A 22,704-nucleotide genomic window follows, 5' to 3' on the forward strand; every position below is an offset into this window, starting at 1 on the left:
ACCCCTATAGGGGTACTGGGCGTGAGACGAAAGGACTGGCCCGATGCCTTGATTGCGGCAATCTGCCGAGCAATCAAAGAGCGGCGGCTTGCCCTCGACATGTCCATCTATGCGCTTTCTCAGAAGTCCGGTGTATCCCAGCAGGCTATTTCCTACTACGAGCGGGAGATGCGCCGCCCGACACTGGAAGGCCTCGCTAAAGTGGCAGCCGGTCTGGATTGGGAGCTTTCCGAGCTTATATCCGCAGCGGAAGGTTTTCTCAAAAAGGGTCGCAAGTAGGCCAATTGACAGGCTTCGACCCCATAATTGCGCCTGAGCGCCACCTGTGTTGTAATCGAAAGTTCGATGATTGACACCGAACCGCTCCCATTTTCTCCGCCTTGCCCCGAAAACCGAGAAACCCATGCTGTCCGCTGGATTGGCCGAACAACCGCAATTCTCGTCGGACTTCTGGCCATCGCCGCCTTCGCCCTCAGTTTCGAGGCACTCCGGGACTTGGCCATCACGACGGGAGCCATTCCCAACCCGGAGCAAGCGTGGCTTTTCCCGGTGCTGCTGGACGGAGGAGTCGTGGTATTCTCCTTGGCCGCTCTCCGGGCCTCCCTGACCGGCAGCGACCGGCGCTGGTACATGACCCTGGTTGTGGTCGTGACGCTGCTCTCGGTGGCCTTCAACGTCGCACACGCCACCCGTGGCATCCTGTCCTCGGTGATGGCCGGAATGCCTCCCCTGCTGCTCTTCATGGCCTTCGAGTCTCTGATGCGTCAGATTCAAGACTCCCTGAAGCCTATGGGAGAGAAGGCTCAGAAGAAGCTACGCCCAGCGGTGAAGTCTCCATCCATTGCTGCCACAGCATCGTCCACCTTGGAAAACAAGGAACGCGCCGCATCCCTGCGGGATCAGGGATGGACCAAAAGCAGGATCGCCAAGGAACTGGGAGTCTCTCCCGCAACAGTCAGCCGCTACCTCCGGCCTCGACCGGAATCCGAAACTTCTGACTTGGCAGCATTATCCAACCGGTTTGCCCCATGAGGTTCATTGTGCAGGATTTCCGGACGGTCTCCGTGGACGAGGCTCCTTTCCTCACGTTTCACGATTTCCGCGAACCCGAAGAAGTCTACCGCTTCTACAAGGAGGTCGTGGAGAAGGACCGTGGCTACGAACCAGAAAAGGAACATGTGGTCGTCCTCGCCGTGAACAGCCGTGGACGCCTGATGGGCTGGCACTTGGTTTCGACAGGAGGCTTTTCGGAAGCGTCATGCCATCCACGGGAGGTTCTCCGCCCGATCATCGTCAGGGCGGCTCCGTCTTTCATCCTTTGCCACAACCATCCTTCCGGAGATCCGAGCCCCAGTAGGGCCGACGAAACGGTAACCAAAAGAATCCGGGAAGCATCCAGTATCTTCCAGATCGATCTGGTCGATCATGTCATCATCGGCAGACCCTTGCAGGGAAGATCGCCCTACTTCTCGTTCCGGGACACCGGGTTTCTGTAGAGGCAAGAGCCCGAGCGTCCAGAAAGAACACGGTCGCACGGTCGACACGGTCCTGTTACTTCGGCGGAAGAAAAAAGAAGTGCCCCGGAAACGACGACATCCTGTTCTTCCCTTTCTGGAACTACCAGACCATGTCGACCGTGCGACCGTGCACTTTCTTCCTTCCGAAGAGCCAAAGGAAATGCGCTCGGGCGGGTCTTCTCCCCTCCCCCGAAACGCGGGGCGGTGTCGACCGTGCCACCATGTGTGCAGGAGGAGCCTCCTGATCTCTGCTCAGGGGCGCTCCTGCACCGAAACCTGCGTTCTCGCCCCGATTCCTCGGTTACATACATCCAAATGGGCTTTGGCACCGAATTCCCAGGCCTTACCCTGGAAGAAACCATTTCTACACCCTGGAAATCGTTCCGCTGGGTGGCTCAGGCAGAAGCACCTGATGAAACGGTCCGATAAATTCCCTTTCACGTCTGTGGGGCTCAATCCGCCAGGTATGCAACTTCCCGTTCCTCTCGCGGAGGCCCGGAAGCGCCTCCAATGCCTCCTGGTGAGAATAGAATACCCACAGTTCCTCTCCGCAATCGTCCAGCGATCCATAGCCAGAATTGGCCCAGACTTCCCAAGTGAGAACACGTCCTTCATCCATGAGAGGTTCCACTCCGTAAAATAGATCAACTGCTTCAAGTCGCAAGGATGAGAAAGGTCCTAGCCACTTCACTGTGAAACATCCAGCTAGGCCCAGAATGCAACGCCAGTGGGCCTGCTTGACCCGAAACTCAGCATTTGCTTTGATCCCTGTGTGACCGCTGCGCCAATCGGCCAATTCCGAATATGCCACCCCGATGCCACTGCATTTGGGGGTGTAGCTCAGCGGTAAGAGCGGGTTCTTTATAAGGGCCGGGTCGAGGGTTCAAATCCCTCCGCCCCTACCAAAGCGGTTCCAAGTCTGGGTAATCGAGAGCCAACAGCCGAGTTTCCGGAACCAACCGAATGGCGTCCCGGAGCCTCTCTTTCGCCTCCTCGATCTTCCCCGTCTGGGCCGCAGAGCAGGCAAGGTTGAAATGAATCATCGCCTCACCCCGATGAAGTTCCAGTGCTCGAAGAAGGATTGTCTCAGCCGCTGGAATGTCGGTGGTTCTTCGGGTCGCATGTGCCAGCCAAATCCAATGCTGGGGATCACCCGGCAGCGAATCCACCAGGAATCCAGCGACCTCCCGGAGCAGAAGCCAGGATTTCGTCTCCGAATAGATCGCCGCTCGAAGCCGGAGCACGCCGGGGGAAGTCTTCTCCTCCGGTAGCAATTGTTCGATTTCCTCGTTGGCCTCCTCGAACATGCCGAGCTGCAAATAGCCCAACCCAGCCTCCAACCGCTTCTCCGCATCACCCATCATTGGTGGGATTCTACCGCTACGGGATCGGAATCCCATCGCGATCCCCAGATATTGACGGCTGTGATGGGATGAGGAATGACGCCATCAATTGATCGAGTCCAAGCCTATGAACAGGCAGTCAATCTCGCCGCTGCACAGTTCCGGCGCTACGGTAGGATTCTTCCCTTGGAAGTTCGACGGCATGTAGGGTCGGGGTATTTCTCGCATTCGTCATTCCCCGGAGATTGTGAGAACGGAATGGAGAAGACGCTGAGCGAGATTCCGACAAATAGACGGATGGGCAGGCTGCCAAGCTAGGCGGTTCCTCAGGAATTCTCGCTCTCGGCATCGGGTGCCGGTTTCCGGCGACGGGAGGAATGCTGGCGTCCTTCGGCACACCAGGAACAGCTTCCGTGGTTTCGGCAACTGGAATCAACCAGCCTGCTTCCCCGATAGGATTTCCGGTGTTCCTTTCCGTGTTTGATGGCTTTTTCCAAACTCATTGTTTCGAAGATTCCAACATTTCGGGAGCTTCCCGTCAAACTCCTCACTGGAGCCAGCGCCCTAATGGAAATCGTGTGATGCGGAGAACTGGCGATTATCGGCCTGCGGAAGAGGTTCGATTTCTACCACGTAGACGGCGGGCAGGTCTCCTTCGGAAATCTGGAGCCTGCCTCGCGTCAAAAAGAAAGGGTCCGTGGTCATCACCAATTGGAAGCGGACGAAAGTGGTGCGGGACGGACAGATCGGCAAGGCTGGTCTCTAGATTTCGTTCTTATCATCGGTCTCCTACCTCCCTGACTACAGGATGTCCCTCAAGACAAGTATCCTCGTTGCTGACAGCTGCGCGGATTGGATGAGGAGGTCATCCGCTGGCAGCGGTTCCCCATTTCCGAGAGATCTGCCTTTCCCTTCTTCGAGGAACTGCCGACGAACACACGGCCGGACATCCCTTAGCCGCACTTCCTTGGAGGAAATCTTCGAATCCCTCTTCAGGCAGAACCGCCCCAAAAAGGCCGAAATCATTTTTGATTAGCCTCCTTTACCTGTGGAATGCTCTCGACCGGCTGACCGCGTTGAAGATGCGGAGATTGATCTTCTTGCCCCAGAATTGGAAAGGAACCGGGGAACCGGGCATCCTGAACAAAGTAGCCTGAACCTTCGACGGGAGGCTACGAAGCGCTTATAGACATTTCTTCGGAAATTGTTCCACCAACTGGCTCGGGCAAAAGTACCTGATGAAATGAGCCGATGAATTCCCTTTCGCGCCGGTGAGGCTCGATCCGCCACGTGTGTAATTTTTCGTTCCGCTGGCGAAGGCTTGGAAGTGCTTCTTTAGCCTCTTCTTCCGAATAAAACACCCAAAGCTCCTCTCCGCAGTCATCTAGCGATCCATGGCCGGAATTCGCCCAGACTTCCCAGGTAAGGACACGTTCTTCATTCATGAAAGGCTCCACTCTGCAAAATAGGTCAGACACTTGAAATTGCAAGCGCGAGAAGACTGCCTGTGAGGACCTCTAAAGCACGGTTTTGCGAAGAGAAGGGAAGGGCTTTGGGGTTGCTCATGCCCTGAGGGACAGAAGGAGAACCGCGTTGACTCGTTGCTTTATTGTGGCTGGGCTCTCAAAGATGTGGTAGAGACTCACCATGCAAATCCCCAATGAAATTGAGGTAGACCGGCGCAAGGTGGCGGTGAAGAGGGACGAGCAGGACAAAGTCACGTCTGTATTTATCCACGATGAGACTTACGCAGTAACCTGTGAAAGCGCGGTCGAAGGGCTGCGTGATGTGGTTAATTTGCTCCGTTGGAAACATTACCTCATTAGTCCGGTAGATTCCGACGACGATGGGCTGATTGGAATCTATTGGGCAACGAATGGATCTTCCCGAGACCTTGGATTCCCTACCCGCAAGACTGCAGATGCCTTTGTCCAAGGAAGAATTCTGAGCAGTGATGAGAAATGGGAAGTAAGCGTGAATCGTTCAACGCAAGCTCAGTTCAATAGCTGGGAGCTATCGGAGATCCTCTGCAGGACATATCTCTGCGAATAGTCAGATTTCGGAGCACCTCCCATGTTATGGTTTACACAATGTTGGCCAACAAGCCTCGACAGCCGCATCCAGAAGTCGCCGGATTAGAGTTGTAAGCTGTCGGCACGGAGGGCAGCATGGGGATGGAGAGATCTTTGACGTCGAACACGAGTGGCAGGGCGAGCCTCGTGCGGTGACTGTGCCCGAAGAGGATGCCAATCAAACAGTGAAACCGTTCGCTCGATGAACCTCTGACCAAATCATTGGGCGACCGAATTTAAGTAACTTTTATAAACCCAGCAACTAGCGGGAGCGGAAGCATATAACCGCAACAACCGATGAAGGCATTATACTCCGCGACTCCGCTAGCATCGTGAGCGCTTCGCCCAATTTCTGGCCTCACTCCTTTTCACGAAAGGGATCCAGATTCTCCAGAAGTTCAGCAAGGTCCACGACAGCCATCGTCACCGAGGTATCACTCAAACCGTAAGGAAGGATCAGTTTCCCGTGATGGATGATCGATCCGCAGGTGTAGACTACGTTCGGGACATAGCCATTTCTGAGCGGCTCATCCGGCTCCAGCAGCGGAATCCTTAGGTGGCCGAGCACCGTTGAAGGATCTTCGAGGTCCAGAAGAATCGCCCCGATGCAGTACCGTCGCATCGGTCCCACTCCATGCGTAAGCAGGAGCCAGCCAGCGGCTGTCTCGATGGGCGAACCACAGTTGCCGATCTTCACCGCTTCCCAGGATTCCATGGGTTTCCGCAGCAGACGCGCTTCCTCCCATACATGCAGATCCACTGACTCCATCAGGTAGAGATTCTCATCATCCTGTCTTGACACCATGAGGAATCTACCTCCCACACGGCGGGGGAAAAGTGCCATGCCTTTGTTCCTGACGGAAGAACCGTTCAATGTGACCGCGCGGAAAGCATCAAAATCCGACGTCTCAAGAAGCTGTGGAAGCACCGCGCGTCCGTTATAGGCCGTGTAGGTGGCATAGTAGTTGATGGCTCCGTCATCTTCTTGGAACATCACGAACCTCGCATCCTCGATACCGTTGCTCTCGTTGGGGGAAACGGGGAAGATCACCCGCTCGGAAAGGGGAATGGAATGGTCGAACCGAACCTCGTAATTGGCCTCCGCAAGCCAGCGGATACACTCATCCATTCGACGGGATTCGCGCATCGTCGTGCGGGTGGCACCTTTGGCGGTGAGCATCGCGGCGTTGAGTTCACCACGGGTGAAACGGTCGGGCAACGATTGCTTCAGCGTCTGCGTCCAATGGTTGTCGAACTCCATTTCAGCCAGTTTCCTGAAGAATACACCGCGCGAGAACACCGGATCTGGATGCAATTCGGGGGCGGACACGTGGGAGGAACGTCCGTCGAGCCGGATCGAATGATCGCCCCCAATCACACCCGTGCGAAAGGTGATGGAGGAAATATGACCTTCACCCGTAGCGCGGAGGCTCATGACAAACCTTAGTTCGTCCTCAGCCAACCCCGATTGATCAGGATGAGGAACGATGGATGGATTGAACAAAGCCGCGGATTCCAAGGCGTATTCGCCACTGAAAAGCGCTCCGATATACAGGCGACGCTGTTCCGAAAGGGATTCTTCGTGACGAATATGAGATCTCACCGCGGAGTAGGATCTTCGCCATGCAGCTTCGATGCGTTGGTGTCTTCCCCCGAATTGCTTGTGAAGATCCGTTAGAAGGAGGGTCACCTCCTGCTCCTCCGTAAGGAGGGCACGCTCAATGATACGGAGGACTGCGGTGGTGTCCGACGGGATAAAGGTCCGCACCAATACACGGGAATTATCCGGATGGAGATGGATCCCGGTTGGCACAATGGAAGGGGTTGTCATGAACAGAGTGGGGTAGTTGAGACATGCAGGCTGAGTTCAGCTCGGGACAAATGGAAAGCGAGGGTCGATTCAGCCCCTTGGTTTTCGTTGATGTGATCATGGAGCAATGCGTCCCTGCAGCCTCCGGTTGCATGATCATAGAGAGCGAGGCCTAGATCATTGCGACCGAGAAACCAATCGAAGCAGCGCCGCGCGTCGTCGGCCCAAGCACGGTCCCCGGTTAACCGGAAGGCCGCCATGCAGGCCGAGATGGTAGCATGAGCCTCGACCGGCTGCTGGTCGAAGCGTGCCTTGTCCATTCCCTCCGGCCAGAAACCGTGGCAACCGATCGGAGAAAAATTCCCACTGCTGCTGGTTTGTTGTTCAAGCAGCCACGACAGCGAGAGCAATCCGGTTTCCACCGCTTCCGGATTCCCGGAAAGGATCAACGCGTGCGGCAGCTTCGCGTTGTCATAGGTAGCGATCCGCTCGAACCACGGCCATGCATCCGAGGAATTAGCGCGGAACAGATCCATCAACCGGGATACAAGCAGATCCCGCATTTCGGCGACCGCCCGGTCTCCTGAGAACGCCCGGAGATACTCATGGATCGCCACCAAAGTGAAAGCCCATGCGCGGGGCGAACTGAAATGCCTGACCACACCGAGCCCGCGTTGGAACAGAAGAGCAGATAGACTTCGGAAACCTTCGTTCCCTGACCTGCCGAGCGCCGTTCCAGCGGCCCATAGCGCCCTCGCATGACTGTCTTCCGAACCCATGCTTTCGAGCCATTTTCTGTCGTGGCTCATGAAGTTGCGGAAACGTCTCCTGTTCGCATCGAACGCATACCAGAGGAATGCGAGATACGAACAGGCCAGCCTGTCGACACCGGCATCAGAACCGTGTTCCTCCTGATGGAAAATAGTGAGAATAAAGGCCCTCGCGTTGTCGTCCGTGCAATACGCTTCATGGTAGTTAGGGATGTGATAGATAGCGTGCTGAAAGATCCCCGTGTGATCAGTCATCCGATACAAATGATCCAGATTCATAGGCGGGATTGGCAGGATTTCGGGAACCTTCGCCAAAACATCCGTTGCCGGAATCGGAAGACTGAGGGTGGCGCGGGCGAGATCAAAACTCTTCATGTAACGCCGCGCGACTTCCGGCCACACCATTTTCCGGCCTTCCTTCCACGCACGTTTCCTCATGGCGGTCATGCGGGTCGGATGGGCAAGCAGATCATTCACCGCCTTCGAAAGCGCCTCCACGTCCTCAAAAGGAACGGTAATCCCACGATCGTCGTCCAGCAGTTCGAGCGCATGCCAATAAGGAGTCGAAACGATCGCTTTTCCCGCACCGAAAGCATAGGCGAGGGTTCCAGAAGTGATCTGCTCGACGTTGCGGTAAGGAGTGAGATACACATCACAGCCCCCAATAAACTCTTTGAGCTCCTCCAGCGTCACGAAGTGATTATGAAAAACCACCTGCTCCGAAACACCGATTCTTTCGGCGAGTTCGACCAGGCTGTCCCGGTAAATTTCCCCTTCCCGTGCGATAAGATGTGGATGGGTCGCTCCCACAATCATATAAACGAGATCGGGATTTTCTCGCAGGATCGCCGGCAAAGCCCGGATCGCCGTCTCAATTCCCTTGTTTTCCGAAAGAAGCCCAAAGGTCAAAAGCACCGTCTTCCCTTCCGCATCGAAAATATCCTTGTAGAAGTTCGAATCCACGAAGGGCATGTCGATCACACCATGTGGGATCAGATCGATCTTGGCCGGATCCACTCCGTAGACGTCCATGAGCAGTTGTCGTCCTCGTTCAGCCATGACGATGAATCTTGCACAAAGCCGGTCCAGCTCCCCCATCACGCGCGATTGATCCGCATTGGGGCACTGGAGAACCGTATGAAGCGTCGCGATTACCGGCTTCTTCACGTGTTTCAGAAAATCCAGCAGCAGGTCTCCCGCCGCCCCCCCATAGATTCCGAATTCATGCTGCACGGAGATCACCTCAACATTGTTGATATGAAGGAAGTCCGCGGCCCTCAGATAAGACTCTGGATCATTCTGATCGATCTCAAAACGGACGCGCGGAGGGTAATCGTATCCTTCCGTCCTATCGTTGATCGCCCCGGCGATGCAACTGGCAGCAGGAAATTCGGCGGCGATCGCCTCGCAGATATCCGTGGTAAACGTGGCTATCCCACAATGTCGGGGCAGATAATTCCCAATGAATGCAATGTGACGCGTCGACTGATGAGGTTGCATGGCGAGATGAAAATCTCGCGCCAATGATGGCAGCAGCGCCGTGATCCGCGCCGTCAAGCGGCCGGAATGACCACAAACGAAACACCACACCGTCGTGGCGTTTCAAATTAAGTCAAACCCTATCCAAGTTTTTTCTTCATTTCAAAATGATAAACCAGATTCATACTCTTTTTAGGGTTTGAATAAATAAACTCTAACTAAGCTCGACATTGCCTGCCGTCCTTCCAAGGTGGGTGTGATCCAAAGGGGATGTGAACCGAAGATTACGCGGTTTGATCCTGAGATGATCCGATTGCTGGAAAAAATCCGCGCCATGAAAGATCACTCGACTTCACTCCTTCTTGAACTGGAATCCGCTTTTTCCAAGGTTCGTGATCTGATCGAATTGAATGAAGCTCTCGTTGAGGGGGAAGTGGCCACCATCAAGGAATGCACGCGGGGTGATGCGATTTTTACCGACCCCTCCGGGGAAGGATCTATTGATCTCATTGACGCTCTCCGAAATCAGCGATCGGTTGAATGGGAGGACGTGACATCAACCATCGAGATGGCGCTGATCCGAGGTCGTGCGGAAGGAGCTTCCAGCGCTGTCTGGGAGATTTCCGTGGCGGTGCAAAATTGGTGGTCCGCCAGGGATCCCGAGTCCAGATGAACGCCAAAACAGATGAACAACGACTCGGATGAGATACTAGAGGCTTATGCTCAGGAGTATGATCTCAACAAAGGAAACGTATCAGCCGGTCACCGGAGAAAAGCGCTATCCCTTATTGATGATCTTAGACAACTGAGCAGACGCAAGGAACTCGATCCGAAAATCAGAGCCCGATCGCTTCAGGCGATCGAACGACGTTTCCGGGAGTTCCTTATCTTTGCTCACGTAGAACACGATGGGCATCAGCGTCTCTTACGGCACCTTTCGGAAGGAATATCCAAATTGTCATCGGCTGATGGCTGAATACCAGCTTGGAAAGGCAGGCTGAATCGTCGATTCCGATCGGTGTTGATCTTTCCCGAAAAGAGAATCGGGGATGGTTATGATTGCGGAATGCCAGCAACAATTTTCTCGGCGACCGTGGTTAGTTTCTTATCGGTAGCCCCCTCCTCATCCTCCGTGGTTTGGAGCAAGCTGGCGATCTCATCGTTTCCGATGGCTTTGGCAAGAGCGCGGGCGGAACCGTAACCGGAGATTTCATAGTGTTCGATTTTCTGGGCTGCCGCTATGAGGGCAAGGTCTTTGATGCCGGGTTCGGCCTCTTCCTTAATCGTCTCTCCTCCTTCCTCGATAAGCCCCTTCATTGCTTTGCAACTGAGCCCCCGCGGACTCGCATCCAATAGAGCTGCAACTTGCTCAAGGCGAATGACATGGAATTCGGTTTCTTCCAAATGCGTCAAAAATCCTTTTTTTAGAACAGGATCGGATGCCGCTTTGGACATTTTCGGCAACGCTTTCACAAGTTGGGTCTCGGCGCTGTAGAGATCTTTTACGCTATGAATCAGCAGATCCTGGAGGGTAGTAAGTTTGGACATTTCTTTTGTATGGTTCATGGCGAAAGTTCGCCGGTGTCACACTTGTGCATTTGGAACACCCAATCGCGATAATTCCTCCAACCTCCCTCTCCATAAAGGATCCGATGGCTCAGATGATAGAGCGCAAGATGAACCAAAATCTCTTTTCTGCAATTTATCAGGCAAGATGCCCTTAATCCCTCTGGCCCGGCAGACGAGAAAGACGACGATTCTTGGTCGTTTCCCAGTACCCCCGGCCGGAGTCAATGACCCAACCTTCCGCAGGTTTCTCCCTGTTGCTTCAACTTTCGGGTACACCGATCAGTTGTACGTCGTCACGTTCAAGCAGGTTCCGCGACAGAACGAGGAAAGCTGGGACGTGAACAAGCTTCACATCATTCCGCTGCGGGCGGCGAACGAAAATTTTCATTCAACATTCGGTCGCGGGCTTCGCCTTCCCTACCGCAGGCGTGTGGGAATCGATTCGGGGGGCCACCTTTACTTCCAGTTCGCCCCAGCCTTCTTCCCTAAGCGCCGCCACGCGTTGCGGGAGGTATTCTTTGATGGCCGCGCTAGGCCCGAAGAAAAGGGGTATCATCAGAAAGCGGTTCAAGCCCTCTGTTCGCTTTTTCTGGATGAAGCTTTCGAAAATGTCGGCTGATACACCGCCGAGTTCTTCCGGGTTGATTTTCGTCGAGTGCAGCAAGGACACTGGATGGACTGTTTGCCCAATCCTTTCGGCAAGACGCTCGGCGACATTACGCAGGCTCATCGTTGATTCCGACTGATAGGACCCGTTGTCAGTTAGAATGCAGCAAGGTTCGTCCATAGCCTCCTTTAATCGCTCTGAGTGGGGGTCCGGAGAATCTTCATCCATAAATTCGATTTGGCTACCATCACCCGGGAGAATGCTTCGTTCCCTTGTCCAGAGGAATAGTCTGGCTCCAACTCCGCGCATGGGAAAAGGATCCGCCCGCCCCTTCCGGAGCGGACCTGCCACTTTCGATAAGGGCCGCTATTTACCAGCCCGTGTTGCGCTTGTTGCGTCCGCCGCCGTCCTTACTCCCCCCGCCGCTGTAGCTCCCGCTTCCGAAGCCGCCGGTTGCAGGGCGGGGTTCGGACGCGTTCACCCTCAGCGCTCTCCCGTTCAGGTTTCTTCCGTTAAGTGCCCCCACCGCTTCGTTGACACGGGATTGATCCGCCAAAGTTACAAAGCCGAAGCCTTTTGATTGCCCGGTTTCACGGTCGAGAACGACTTTAACGCTCTGGATGTCTCCGAATTCGGCGAATATTTCCCGAATATCGGCTTCGTTGGCGGTGTAAGGCAAGTTGCCTACATAGATGTCCATATTTTCTTTTCCGTAACGCACTTTCAGGAACCTGGCGGGTGCTTTGCGTTACAGAACCGGTCAAGCGGACCGGGCATCAGGCTTGCGATCAGTTGACTGGTACCACGGATGGGGCTCATGGCAATCCATTTGTCGAGCCGGACTTGGTGAAACGACACCTGTATGGTCCAAGCAGGGAGCCAGCGGATTCCGAATTACCATCTGCAACGCTGCCATGAATCGCACGAGTAATTCTCCTCGATCCAGCCCGTCACGTGGCGCGGAATCCTGAAAACGATCAGACTGAAATTGTGGGATGAGGAAAACCGGCGGTAGGTGGGTTTCAGCGAATTGGACGAGTGAAATACCCGCAAAGGGCCGTTAGCTTACCGCCGATGACTGACAAATCAGGAGGTGCGCCTGGATAACATTGCTGTCAGCGTCCTTCCATCGTCCAAGCCACGCCGTGTGAGCCGGGGAGGGTGGACATAAAACCTCCATCCCTCGCGTTACAAATGACCTCGATGTTGGTCAGCTTCGGATTTCCGACCATGGTGCACGTTGAGGCATCCGCCGCATCCCTGCCGACAGCGATCCTGACAGTGCCATTGACCGGAGCGCGGCGGGTGGCATCGAACGCATACCATCTTCCATTGATGAAAACCTCGAACAGGGCGTGGAAGTCATTGGGCTGAAGGAGATGCGAATAGCAGGAAACATACCGCGCGGGCACGCTCATCGCCCGGCAGAAAGCAATGCCGAGATGGGCGAAGTCGCGGCACACTCCTACCCTCTGCTCGAAAGTGTCCACCGCCGAGGATCGCTCGTTGCTGCTGCCCGGCTCGTAAACCACATGATTGAAGATCCATCCGCAGATCGCCGATGCGATGGCATATTGGGATTCACAGTGGCCGAAAAGGTCCATCGCATGCGCACGGAACCGATCGGACTGGCAATACCGGCTGGGAGACAAAAATGGAAGGCAGTCGGATGGGAGGTTGCCCCATGCCCCGTCCTGGATTTCCGATGGTGGAACGGACACCCATCCCGTCATGACGTCCGCCTGATACCGGATGTGGAGGCTGGGTCCCGCGGCGGAAAGCCTTACCAGGCGGCTTGATCCCTCCGCCGGCTCCATGTCCTGCAGTTCCAGTGACGGTTCAGTGTAGAAAGATTCGGCGAGGATCCGCTGGCCCGGGGCTTTGGCGCATTTGATGGCGAGGATCAGGGTGGCCGTGTTCTCCAGATCATAATTCAGATTCACACTCACCCGGAAAATCATTTTTCAAGATACACGGATGGGCCCCCGGTTGCCAGCTAACTTCGCCGAAATAGTCTATGGGTCGAAATCAGGCAATGGTGGCTCCACTCTGCACGCCAGTTTCACATTCCCGGTTTTTCCCCGGCCAACAGCGGCATCCTCAATCTGAAGGAGGTTTTCTCGGCCGAGGAATCCACGGTCAACGATCCATCGTGCGTCCTTGCGATCTCGGAGGCGATATAAAGCCCGAGCCCAAGCCCGTTCATGCTGGCGCTCGCCTTCTCGCGCGCGAAAGGCTGGAAGAGGATCGGCACCAGATCATCCGGAATCCGGTTCCCGCTGTTCTCCACGGCAAGCTCGAACTCCGATTCTTGAACCTCCCCGGTGACGGTGATCGGCTGATCCCTTGACCCATGGGTGATCGCGTTCGCCAATAGGTTCGAACTGGCGGGGGAAGGCCTTCCATGACGTCTGTTGGAAAAACCTGATGGACTCCGGATTCCCTGATCGCATCCCATGGATCAAAGCCGCCGCCGCCAGTCGTCGCTGGATGGACCTCGCACGGGTAGGCAACTACGGGGGAAGTGCGGGCGGCCAAAGCGCCCTAGCAGGTCTGCTGCAGCATGGGGATTTCTACAAAGCCGGAGTGGCGGATTGCGGGTGCCATGATAACCGAATGGACAAGATCTGGTGGAACGAGGCTTGGATGGGCTGGCCGGTGGACGAGAGCTATGAGAGGAATTCGAACGTTACCCACGCCGCGAAGTTGGATGGCCGCCTAATGCTGATAGTTGGTGAGATCGACCAGAATGTTTACCCGGCTTCGACGGCTCAGGTGGTCAACGCGCTGGAGAAAGCCGGAAAGAACTTCGACTATGTCCCGATCATGAATGCCGGGCACGGTGCGGCGGAGACATCCTATGGAAAGTTCCGGCGCGCTGGGTTTCTGATCAAGGCACTCGGTGCTCCCGGTCAGGCTGGAGGCCCCAAGACGACTGATGATGCCTCAAGCGGACTCAATTTGACTCTCTTACCATCAATGAATTAGATTGAATCATCGGGGCAAAGCGGTTGGACTAGGACGTCTTCCGTCCTATTCTAATAACGCTAATCCGTTGATAATCGACAACATTATCAGAGATCAAGCTTTTCGTTCGCAATGAACGAGGCCTTCCTGCCGTGCCTAACAAAACTTCATCTCTACTCGTGATCTCCTGAAAGCAAATCCCTGCCCTTATGGGTTCACAGTACGCAGACCATCAAAAGAATCATCACCCCTGACCATCTTAGCTGACGATCAGCGACTTAGCGCGCCAGAAGATTATTTTCGTCATCTCTCCTCAATCCATACACCCCTGATTTGCGGATCTTTCCGCGCCGAAGTCCTCCACAGCTGACATTCCTCGTCCTCCAATGGGGCTTGGCCCAGTTACACTCATGGGTCACACTCTCCCGCTGCCTGCCCGCCTCAGGACCTGTCGAGATCAGCCGATGGGCCCGAGAGCGGCGGTCTAAGCCTCACCACCTTGGTCTATCGACGAGTAACGCTTGTAGGCTGATCCACGACCGGCATGCCCAAGTCGAAGCCTGCCCCCCCCCCGCAGCTCTTCTGTTCATATGGACCGGAAGATCACCGCGGAGATAGTCCCGCACTCGCAGGTCGCGCCATTGGACGTGCAGAGCGCCTCGAAATGGAGTTGCGGAGGTTCCTGATCGGCCACCCGAGATCCTGTCATGCGAGGCTGGTGAGCCGGAAGTGCACAATGTCTGTCACCTTTGATCCGTCGTAAGAAGACAGGGTCAGAGATCCGATCCGACGAGACCTGGTCCAAAGACCTGCAGGCCCTCCGCGACGTCGGATGGGTGACGACAAATATTCCCGAGCCCACTTCGGCAACCCTTTTCATCGCTGCACTCACCCTCGTCGGCATGCGCCGTACCATACCGATCAATGAAGGGTTTCGGCATCACGACGATCAGTTTTCGTTCGCAGACGTCTACCCGCACAAACATTTTCGGACCGTCCGGGAGAAGGCTGGTGTTTTGCCGTCCGAATTTTAGTCTATCTCGCCCGAAAAGGATCGAAGTCTAACCATTCCGTCCGGAAAAACGGCATCGTTTCCAAGATTCGGGGTGTGTATGAGCATTGCAAAAAGGGGATTTCCCCTTTTACACTGCCGCCAGTGCCCCAACTGGATGACGAGAAACTTGAAGCGATTGAAACGACGGAAGGCCCGTTGTTGGTGATTGCTGGCCCAGGTTCCGGAAAAACCCGGACTCTGGTAGAAAGGACGGTTCGTCTGATTCAGCGAGGGGAATCGCCCTCGTCCATCCTGGTCGCCACATTCACCGAAAAGGCCGCTTCCGAGCTGGTGACGCGCATTTCCAACCGGTTGCTGGAACTGGAACTCCGGGTGAATCTGAACGAGATGTGGGTGGGGACCCTCCACTCGCTCTTTCTCCGAATCCTCGACGATCACCGGGAGTTTACCCGCTTGAAGCGCAACTACCGCATTCTCGACCAGTTTGACCAACGGTATTTCGTCTACCGCCGCATCAATCAGTTCCGGGAGTCTCCGCACTCGCACCATCTGCTCAACCTTTCCAACACGAATGGCTGGAGCCAGGCCGAAACCGTCATTTCCTACGTCAACAAGGTGTCCGAGGAGCTTCTTGATCCGGACGCGCTAAAACGGGACGGGGACGGGGCGATCGCCGCAATCGGCCATCTCTACGATGCCTATCAGCGCCTGACCGCCGAGGAAAACCTTCTCGATTTCTCGTCCATCCAGGTCGAGGCCTTCCACCTTCTCGCCCAAAATCCCCAGGTTCTTGCCGCCCTCCAGGGGCGTTTGCGATACCTGATGATCGACGAGTATCAAGACACTAACACCGTTCAGGAGAAGATCCTTCTAAAGCTGGCATCCGGACATTCAAACCTCTGCGTTGTCGGGGATGACGACCAAGGTCTCTACCGCTTTCGGGGAGCCACGATCAGAAACATCCTGGAGTTCCCAAGCAATTTCCCACCGGGAACATGCAAGAGTGTCCGACTCACCACCAACTACAGGTCGCATCCGGGAATCATCGGTTTCTACAACGAGTGGATGCGGCATCTGAACTGGCGTGGGGATGATGGCTCCCAGTTCCGCTTCGATAAGGAAATCAAGCCGCGCCAAGGGGAATTCCCTGAAACCTCCACGGTGATTCGCGTCACTACCGGTGGGACCCAAGACGATTACCACAACGAAGTACTATCCTTCATTCGTCGCCTTCAGGAGTCGGGGAAGCTGGACGACCTCAACCAGATTGCGTTTCTGTTCCGTTCGGTCAAGAGTCCCAAGGCAACGGCGCTCGCCCACTTCCTGGAAGCCAATGGTGTGCCGGTCTTTTCCCCGCGGTCCGCACTCTTCTTTGATCGGGAGGAGGTGAAGCTTATCCTTGGGGCTATCGTCTTCATCTTCCCGAACCTCTTCGATCTATTGAAGTGGGACGAAAAGATCGAGCTGCCGGTATGGGGCTATTACCTCGACTGCAAAACCACCTTCGCCAACGCGATCCGCGCTGACCGGAAGAAGCATGAGGGGCTCTTGAAGTGGGCCAACCTTCACGCCCAGGCCCACCTCCGCCTTTCGGCACCCACCGACTATCGGTTCTCCCAGCTCATGTACGAGCTGTTTCAGTTCCCGATGTTCCGGAGCTTTTTGGAAGCGGACCTCAACGGCAGGTCATACGACCTGCGTGCCACCTACAACCTCGCGCTGTTCTCCCGCCTCGTCACCAAGTTCGAGTATCTTCACAACATCATCGTTTTCACGCCCGACTCGCTCCAGAAAGACCTTCAGGCGTTTTTCAACCGCTTCCTCCGCTTCCTCATTGATGGCGGGATCGAGGAGTATGAGGACTTTGAAGAGCTTGCTCCAGCTGGCTGCGTATCGTTCATGACCATCCACCAGTCGAAGGGACTGGAGTTTCCGATTGTGCTGGTGGGGTCGCTGGAGGCATCGCCCCGGAAGCAGTTCGACGACATCGACGAGGCGCTGCAATCCCGGTATTACCACAAGCCGCCTTTCGAACCGCTCGACCGCACCAAGTTCTTCGACTTCTGGCGCCTCTACTACACGGCTTTTTCCCGGCCTCAGAACCTTCTCGGTCTAATCGGCCTGGAGGAGCGGAACAAGAAGGGCGGCCTCAAGATCCCCAGGAAGGAATTCCGGCCAGTCTATGACGGATTGCCTCATTGGCGAAGCTCCGCAGTCGATCTGTCGCTGCTCGATTTTGAGAAGCTCAAGGAGCCTAACATCAAGCATCAGTATTCCTTCACCTCGCACGTACTGCTCTACGAAAACTGCCCGCTTCAGTACAAGTTCTTCAAAGAACTTGAATTCGCCTCTGTCCGTCAATCTGGCCCAATGGCGGGCACGCTCATTCACCAGACGATCGAGGACATGCACAAGGCCATCCTCCGGGGGGAAGAGCACCGGGTGACGAACGAACAAGTGGAAGAATGGTTCGAAGCGAACTACCGATCGCTCTCCCGCTCTGAGCGAACCTACCTCGCGCCAGGACAGTTGAACGCGCTCCTCGAACAGGTTCTCCGCTACAAGAGCAGCCAGGAGCACGACTGGTCAGTCATCAAGGCGGCGGAAGTGGATGTCTCTCTCGTGAAGGAGGACTACATCCTTCACGGCACCATCGACCTAGTACAGGGCGCAGACGGGACCGTCGAGATCGTGGATTTCAAATCCGGCAAGAAGCCGGATCTAAACTTCCCGGGGGACCGAGCGGTTCTTGAACGTTACCGTCGGCAACTCGAAGTCTACGCCCACCTGATTGAGGAGCGGGAAGGTCTCATCGTGAGCCGAATGCACCTCTACTACACCTCCGAAAAGAACGGGATACCGACCATTTCATATGACCGCGCCGGAGCAGATATCGCTAAGACTATCGCAACTTTCGACCGGATCGTGTCCCATATCGAGGCCCGCGACTACGACATGAGCAACACGGTCAAAACTGAAAAGCTCTGCGGGAACTGCGACATGTACCTTCACTGCAACCCGATTTACCCTTATCAATCATGAGCGACCAATCCCAATTGGAAATCAACGACGAATCAAAGCTGGAATCGGTCGAGACCTACAAGTTCGAGCCGATCAAGGGCTATCCCATGCTGCATTGGAAGGGGAAGCGTCCGTTCACATCGACTCAGTTTTACCCGGCACAGCTCAAGGAGAATCACGGCGAGCCGGTTGATGGATGGATGAATCGGCTTTACTGGGGCGACAACCTCCAAGTGATGTCACATCTGCTAAAGGAGTTCCGAGGGAAGGTTCGATTGATCTACATCGATCCGCCATACGATTCGAATGCAGATTACAAATTAGCGGTCAAGCTGCGGGGCAAGACAGCCAGTAGTAGTCATTCAGGATTTGAAGAAAAGCAATATACTGACATCTGGATCAATGATGAGTATTTGCAGTTTATGTATGAACGCCTGATTTTGATGCGAGAGCTCCTAGCAGAAGACGGAAGCGTGTTCGTGCATTGCGATCATAGAAAATCTCATCACCTTAGAATGCTTCTTGATGAGGTTTTTGGCCCCAATCAATTTGTTAATGAAATTATTTGGAAAAGCACCAGCTTTACCGGGAGCAGCAAAACAATAGCAAATAAATTTCCAGTAAATCACAATACTATATTTTGGTATTGCAAGAAAACATATGTCTTCAATAAGCCTCGCCTTCCATACAGTGAAGAGTATCTGCAAAGGTTCACAAATCCCGACAATGATCCTAATGGCACTTGGCAGAGCGTCTCTTTAAAAACATATTCTACAGAGACCTTCGAACGATTGAAGGCAGAGGGAGCACTAATAGCACCCAAGAAAGCCGAGTCGGGCTGGCGCTATAAATTCTATCTCAAAGATGCCAAGGGCAAGGTGCTTGAGTCGTTGTGGACAGATATTCACATGGCAAACTCAATGGCCTCATCCAGAACCGGATATCCAACGCAAAAACCGGAGGAACTTTTAGATCGGATTATTCAGGCGGCATCAAATGAGGGAGATCTTGTGTTCGATTGTTTCATGGGTTCAGGAACCACACAGGCAGTGGCGGCAAAAGCCGGTCGGCGATTTATAGGAGCTGATATCAATCTTGGTTCGATTATGATTTCAACTAAGCGTATTCTGAAAACAATCTCGGATTTGAAGCTTCAGGGGGATAGATCACCTGGCTTCTCAGTGCTTAATGTGAATCAATATGATTTATTCCGAAATCCAATCGAGGCGAAAGAAATTCTTGTGGAAGCACTTGAGGTACAGCCGATACCAAATAGCACACTCTACGACGGCGAAAAGGACGGTCGCATGGTGAGGATCATGCCTGTTAACCGGATCGCCACCAAGGCTGATCTCAACTCGCTCATTACGGGATTCGATTACAAGAGTTTCCAGAAGAAGAAGGAGTCCACGCCAAACAAGCCAGTCGAATCGCTTCTTCTCATCTGCATGGGCCACGAGCCTGACCTTGCCGCCCACCTCAAACGCGAATGCCACGGCTTTGAACTCGACGTTGAGGTGGTGGATATTCTCCGCGACAGGGCGAACCTCGAGTTCAAGCGCGACTCGGAAGCGGAGATTGTTGTAGAGAAAGGCAAGCTCAAGATCGCCGCATTTTACCCGATGAATCTCCTTCAGAAACTCTCGCTTCAGAAGGAGAAGATCTGCGATTGGCGTGAACTCACCGAGTCAGTGATGATTGATTGGAACTACGATGGCGGCGTCTTTGAACCAACGGAGGTGGACGTCCCCGAGAAGAATGAAATGGTGAAGGGTGAATATGTCGTCCCCAGAGATTCCGGAACGATCCGCGTGAAGATCACCGACTTGCTTTCCGAGTCGCTCGAAATGGAGGTGTCCAATGGCGATAGCTAAGAAGCCCCAGGTCGCCGCGCAGGATTTCCCCTTTCATCAATACCTGCATCACTTCTACGAGGGCAACAAAGGGACGATCAAACGGCGCTACAAGAAGCTCTCGCTCAAGTTCCTCGACTACAACGACCCGGGGCCTCACGGCTCGGGAGCGTTTCTCCGTCGCCCCCAGTTCGAGGCCTTGGAGATGTATGTCTTCCTCAAGGAGTTCACCGAGAACCAGCCCTTGTGGAAGATCTTCAAGGATTGGTCGGATGAAAAGAACGGCTTTGACGGACGGGGGCGCTTCTCTATCGGCGCCAAAGGCCAGTTCGGCCTCTTCGAGGAACAGGCGGTCCAGAGTTATGATGAGGTCTTCAGGCTGCTGAAAAAGGCGAGCCAAGCCTACCCGAACTACATCTATGCCCTCACCATGGGTCTTGGGAAAACGATCCTGATGGCGACCTGCATCTTCTACGAATTTCTCCTCGCGAACAAGTTTCCCAAGGACGCCCGCTTCTGCCACAACGCCCTCGTCTTCGCACCGGACAAGACCGTCCTTCACTCGCTCAAGGAGATACAGACCTTCGACAAGTCTAAGGTCGTCCCGCCGGAATACGTGAACTGGCTCGACACCCACCTCCAGTTCCACTTTCTCGACGACACCGGCCTCTCGCTCAACGTCATCGACCGTTCGAAATACAACATCATCATTTCGAACACCCAGAAGATCATCCTCAAGAAGCAGCACAAGGCGAAGTCCGCCGCTGATCAGCTTTTCGCCGCAGGTGGGGACACCTACGAGAAGAAGTCGAAGATCACCGATGGCTTCGACGATCTCTACGACCTCGACGCCTCCATTGAGGACGAGGCCGACCTCCTCTCCAACCAACGCTTCGCCAAGCTCACCCGCCTGGAACAGCTCGGCATCTACATCGACGAGGCCCACCACGCCTTCGGCGACAAGCTCGCAAAAGACATGGGCGTGGGGACGGCAAGCAAGACATCCCTCCGCACCACCGTGGACGAACTTGCCGCCCATCTCAAGGAAGCAGGGACGCAGGTCGTGGCCTGCTATAACTACACCGGAACGCCCTACGTCGGAGCCCGTCTCCTTCCCGAGATCGTCTATGCCTACGGACTGAAGGAAGCAATCGCGAACCAGTTCCTCAAGCGCGTCCACATCGACGGCTACTCGAACACACGCGACAAGGAATTCCTCAAGATCGCTGTCAGTGATTTCTGGAAGATTCACAGCGGTAAGACCTACGAGGGAATGCTCCCGAAGATGGCGATCTTCGCCGGGTCGATCGAAGAGCTCACCGAGAAAGTGAAACCCGCCTTGGAATCTGTCCTGATCGACCTCGGCATTCCCACGGATTCCATTCTCATCAACGTCGGAGACAGCACCGTCACAACCAACGACGATCTTCGCGAGTTCTACGCCCTCGATACCGTTGGGTCGGAGAAGCAGTTCATCCTTCTCGTTGGCAAAGGCAAGGAGGGGTGGAACTGCCGGTCTCTCTTCGGAGTAGCTCTTTATCGGGAACCAAAGTCCAAGGTCTTTGTGCTCCAGGCCACCATGCGATGCCTTCGGGCCATCACCAATGCCCAGCAAACAGGCCGGGTCTACCTGTCGGACGAGAATCTCAAGATCCTGAACAACGAGTTGGAGGCGAACTTCCGCCTCACGGTCGACGAAGTGAACAAGACCGGCTCCGACAAGGTGAAGGTCGAGGTTCGCCCCGTTCCCCCGCCAGTGAAGATCACGCTGAAACGCGTTTCCAAGCTCCATCAGTTGATTGAGAAGTTTGTCGCCGAAGGTGCCGACCTTGAATTGGACAAGGTCGACACGGACCGGTACCGGATCATCCACAAGGAGTACGATGGCATGGACACCTCGAAGGTTCGTGCCAAGGCGGACCTGTCCTACGTCAGGGAACAGCACCCTTATTCGGAGCTTACCCTCGTCGCAGAAATCGCACGCTACCTTAACAAGCCGCCGACACTGATCAGGAATGTCCTAGCCTCGACTAAAGATGGAACCGCGGCAGTGCTCGAGGCGGTCAACGAATTCAACGAGGTGCTTTATGACCACGTCGTCCCCCGGCTCTTCCGGGAGTTTTACGACCTGAAGGAATACACTTCCGAGGAGGACTACGAAGTCGAGTTGGTCAAGGAACCCACCGGCGATTCCGATTGCTACGTGGTTTCGGCCAAACCCGACCTGATCGCAAACTTCGAAAAAGCTCCATTCTCCCAACACAAGGCGAAGTCCTTCCACCTCGACCACTACTGCTTCGACTCGACGCCTGAGCGGGAATTCTTCTGGAAATGCCTTCAAGATGGGGCAATCCGCAAGATCTGGTTCACCGGCATGCTCACCCACGGCCAGAGCGACTTTGTGATCACCTACATCGATCCGGTCTCCAACACCGTTCGCAGCTATTACCCGGACTTCCTCGTTCAACGGGCGGATGGCTCTTACGTGATCGTCGAGGTCAAAGGGGACAACAAAGTCGACGACTTAATCGTGCAGGCCAAGGATTCCTACGCACGGCAACTGGCTGCAAGCAGCGGCTTTACCTATCAAATGATCCCCGGCACCAAAGCTAAGGAAGGTCTTCTGGCTGGATAGAGCACCAGGCAATATGAGAGGAAGGCACCACAGAACCAAGAAACTT

The 22,704-nt window shown here is 54.8% G+C and carries 17 protein-coding genes, 1 tRNA gene and 2 pseudogenes; 11 read left to right on the forward strand and 9 right to left on the reverse strand.

Going from position 1 to position 22,704, the window contains the following annotated elements; genetic code table 11:
• The first annotated feature begins 21 nt into the window (after positions 1-21).
• The 5 genes and pseudogenes from OVA24_RS17510 (at position 22) to OVA24_RS17530 (ending at position 2,422) form a co-directional block, all read left to right on the forward strand.
• Positions 22-279, forward strand: a complete 258-nt coding sequence (locus tag OVA24_RS17510) for a helix-turn-helix domain-containing protein (RefSeq protein WP_267671411.1) — start codon at positions 22-24, stop codon at positions 277-279.
• Positions 280-345: 66 nt separating this feature from the next.
• Positions 346-816: pseudogene (locus OVA24_RS17515) on the forward strand (DUF2637 domain-containing protein); the annotation flags it as partial.
• Positions 790-972: pseudogene (locus OVA24_RS17520) on the forward strand (helix-turn-helix domain-containing protein); the annotation flags it as partial. The pseudogenes OVA24_RS17515 and OVA24_RS17520, both read left to right, overlap by 27 nt.
• A 56-nt stretch (positions 973-1,028) precedes the next feature.
• Positions 1,029-1,496 carry a JAB domain-containing protein gene (locus tag OVA24_RS17525; RefSeq protein WP_267671412.1) on the forward strand — a complete coding sequence of 156 codons (468 nt, stop codon included), beginning with the start codon at positions 1,029-1,031 and terminating at the stop codon, positions 1,494-1,496.
• Between the two features lie 850 nt (positions 1,497-2,346).
• Positions 2,347-2,422 (forward strand) — tRNA-Ile (locus tag OVA24_RS17530).
• Here OVA24_RS17530 and OVA24_RS17535 read toward each other — a convergent pair.
• Together OVA24_RS17535 and OVA24_RS17540 are read right to left on the reverse strand one after the other, a co-directional pair.
• Entirely contained in the window at positions 2,417-2,881 is a 465-nt protein-coding gene (locus OVA24_RS17535; RefSeq protein ID WP_267671413.1) for a tetratricopeptide repeat protein, read from the reverse strand. The two genes, OVA24_RS17530 and OVA24_RS17535, sit on opposite strands and share 6 nt — an antisense overlap.
• A 1,151-nt stretch (positions 2,882-4,032) precedes the next feature.
• A complete protein-coding gene (locus tag OVA24_RS17540; RefSeq protein WP_267671414.1) occupies positions 4,033-4,305 on the reverse strand; it encodes a hypothetical protein in 273 nt (90 codons plus the stop codon).
• A gap of 202 nt (positions 4,306-4,507) precedes the next feature.
• Here OVA24_RS17540 and OVA24_RS17545 point away from each other — a divergent pair, with 202 nt between their 5' ends.
• Positions 4,508-4,912: a hypothetical protein gene (locus OVA24_RS17545; protein ID WP_267671415.1), complete on the forward strand. Its 405-nt coding sequence runs from the start codon at positions 4,508-4,510 to the stop codon at positions 4,910-4,912.
• Between the two features lie 378 nt (positions 4,913-5,290).
• Here OVA24_RS17545 and OVA24_RS17550 read toward each other — a convergent pair whose 3' ends face one another.
• Positions 5,291-6,763: a glycoside hydrolase family 130 protein gene (locus tag OVA24_RS17550; RefSeq protein WP_267671416.1), complete on the reverse strand. Its 1,473-nt coding sequence runs from the start codon at positions 6,761-6,763 to the stop codon at positions 5,291-5,293.
• Positions 6,760-9,102: a glycosyltransferase family 4 protein gene (locus tag OVA24_RS17555; protein ID WP_267671417.1), complete on the reverse strand. Its 2,343-nt coding sequence runs from the start codon at positions 9,100-9,102 to the stop codon at positions 6,760-6,762. The genes OVA24_RS17550 and OVA24_RS17555 overlap by 4 nt, the downstream gene beginning before the upstream one ends.
• 193 nt (positions 9,103-9,295) lie before the next feature.
• Between OVA24_RS17555 and OVA24_RS17560 the strand changes: the two genes are divergently transcribed.
• Positions 9,296-9,664 carry a hypothetical protein gene (locus OVA24_RS17560; RefSeq protein WP_267671418.1) on the forward strand — a complete coding sequence of 123 codons (369 nt, stop codon included), beginning with the start codon at positions 9,296-9,298 and terminating at the stop codon, positions 9,662-9,664.
• Positions 9,665-10,044: 380 nt separating this feature from the next.
• On the opposite strand, the gene OVA24_RS17565 is transcribed toward OVA24_RS17560, so the two are convergent.
• The 5 genes from OVA24_RS17565 to OVA24_RS17585 all read right to left on the reverse strand — a co-directional run bounded on the left by OVA24_RS17565 (position 10,045) and on the right by OVA24_RS17585 (position 13,541).
• Positions 10,045-10,557 carry a YciE/YciF ferroxidase family protein gene (locus OVA24_RS17565; RefSeq protein WP_267671419.1) on the reverse strand — a complete coding sequence of 171 codons (513 nt, stop codon included), beginning with the start codon at positions 10,555-10,557 and terminating at the stop codon, positions 10,045-10,047.
• Between the two features lie 391 nt (positions 10,558-10,948).
• Positions 10,949-11,395, reverse strand: coding sequence for a sirohydrochlorin chelatase family protein (locus tag OVA24_RS17570; protein ID WP_267671420.1), 447 nt, complete (start codon positions 11,393-11,395; stop codon positions 10,949-10,951).
• 142 nt (positions 11,396-11,537) lie between these two features.
• Complete coding sequence (locus tag OVA24_RS17575; protein WP_267671421.1) at positions 11,538-11,888, reverse strand: RNA recognition motif domain-containing protein; 351 nt, start codon at positions 11,886-11,888, stop codon at positions 11,538-11,540.
• Positions 11,889-12,282: 394 nt separating this feature from the next.
• Positions 12,283-13,128, reverse strand: coding sequence for a transglutaminase-like domain-containing protein (locus tag OVA24_RS17580; RefSeq protein ID WP_324287868.1), 846 nt, complete (start codon positions 13,126-13,128; stop codon positions 12,283-12,285).
• A 101-nt stretch (positions 13,129-13,229) separates the two neighbouring features.
• A complete protein-coding gene (locus OVA24_RS17585) occupies positions 13,230-13,541 on the reverse strand; it encodes a sensor histidine kinase (protein WP_267671423.1) in 312 nt (103 codons plus the stop codon).
• A 53-nt stretch (positions 13,542-13,594) separates the two neighbouring features.
• Between OVA24_RS17585 and OVA24_RS17590 the strand changes: the two genes are divergently transcribed.
• The 4 genes from OVA24_RS17590 (at position 13,595) to OVA24_RS17605 (ending at position 22,658) form a co-directional block, all read left to right on the forward strand.
• Complete coding sequence (locus OVA24_RS17590; RefSeq protein ID WP_267671424.1) at positions 13,595-14,155, forward strand: prolyl oligopeptidase family serine peptidase; 561 nt, start codon at positions 13,595-13,597, stop codon at positions 14,153-14,155.
• Positions 14,156-15,290: 1,135 nt separating this feature from the next.
• A complete protein-coding gene (locus OVA24_RS17595) occupies positions 15,291-18,191 on the forward strand; it encodes a UvrD-helicase domain-containing protein (protein ID WP_267671425.1) in 2,901 nt (966 codons plus the stop codon).
• Positions 18,188-20,044: a site-specific DNA-methyltransferase gene (locus OVA24_RS17600; protein WP_267671426.1), complete on the forward strand. Its 1,857-nt coding sequence runs from the start codon at positions 18,188-18,190 to the stop codon at positions 20,042-20,044. Before OVA24_RS17595 ends, OVA24_RS17600 begins: the two co-directional genes overlap by 4 nt.
• Positions 20,031-22,658, forward strand: a complete 2,628-nt coding sequence (locus OVA24_RS17605) for a TnsA endonuclease N-terminal domain-containing protein (RefSeq protein ID WP_267671427.1) — start codon at positions 20,031-20,033, stop codon at positions 22,656-22,658. Before OVA24_RS17600 ends, OVA24_RS17605 begins: the two co-directional genes overlap by 14 nt.
• Positions 22,659-22,704: the final 46 nt, after the last annotated feature.

The sequence above is a fragment of the Luteolibacter sp. SL250 genome, from assembly GCF_026625605.1.
Taxonomy (GTDB): domain Bacteria; phylum Verrucomicrobiota; class Verrucomicrobiia; order Verrucomicrobiales; family Akkermansiaceae; genus Luteolibacter.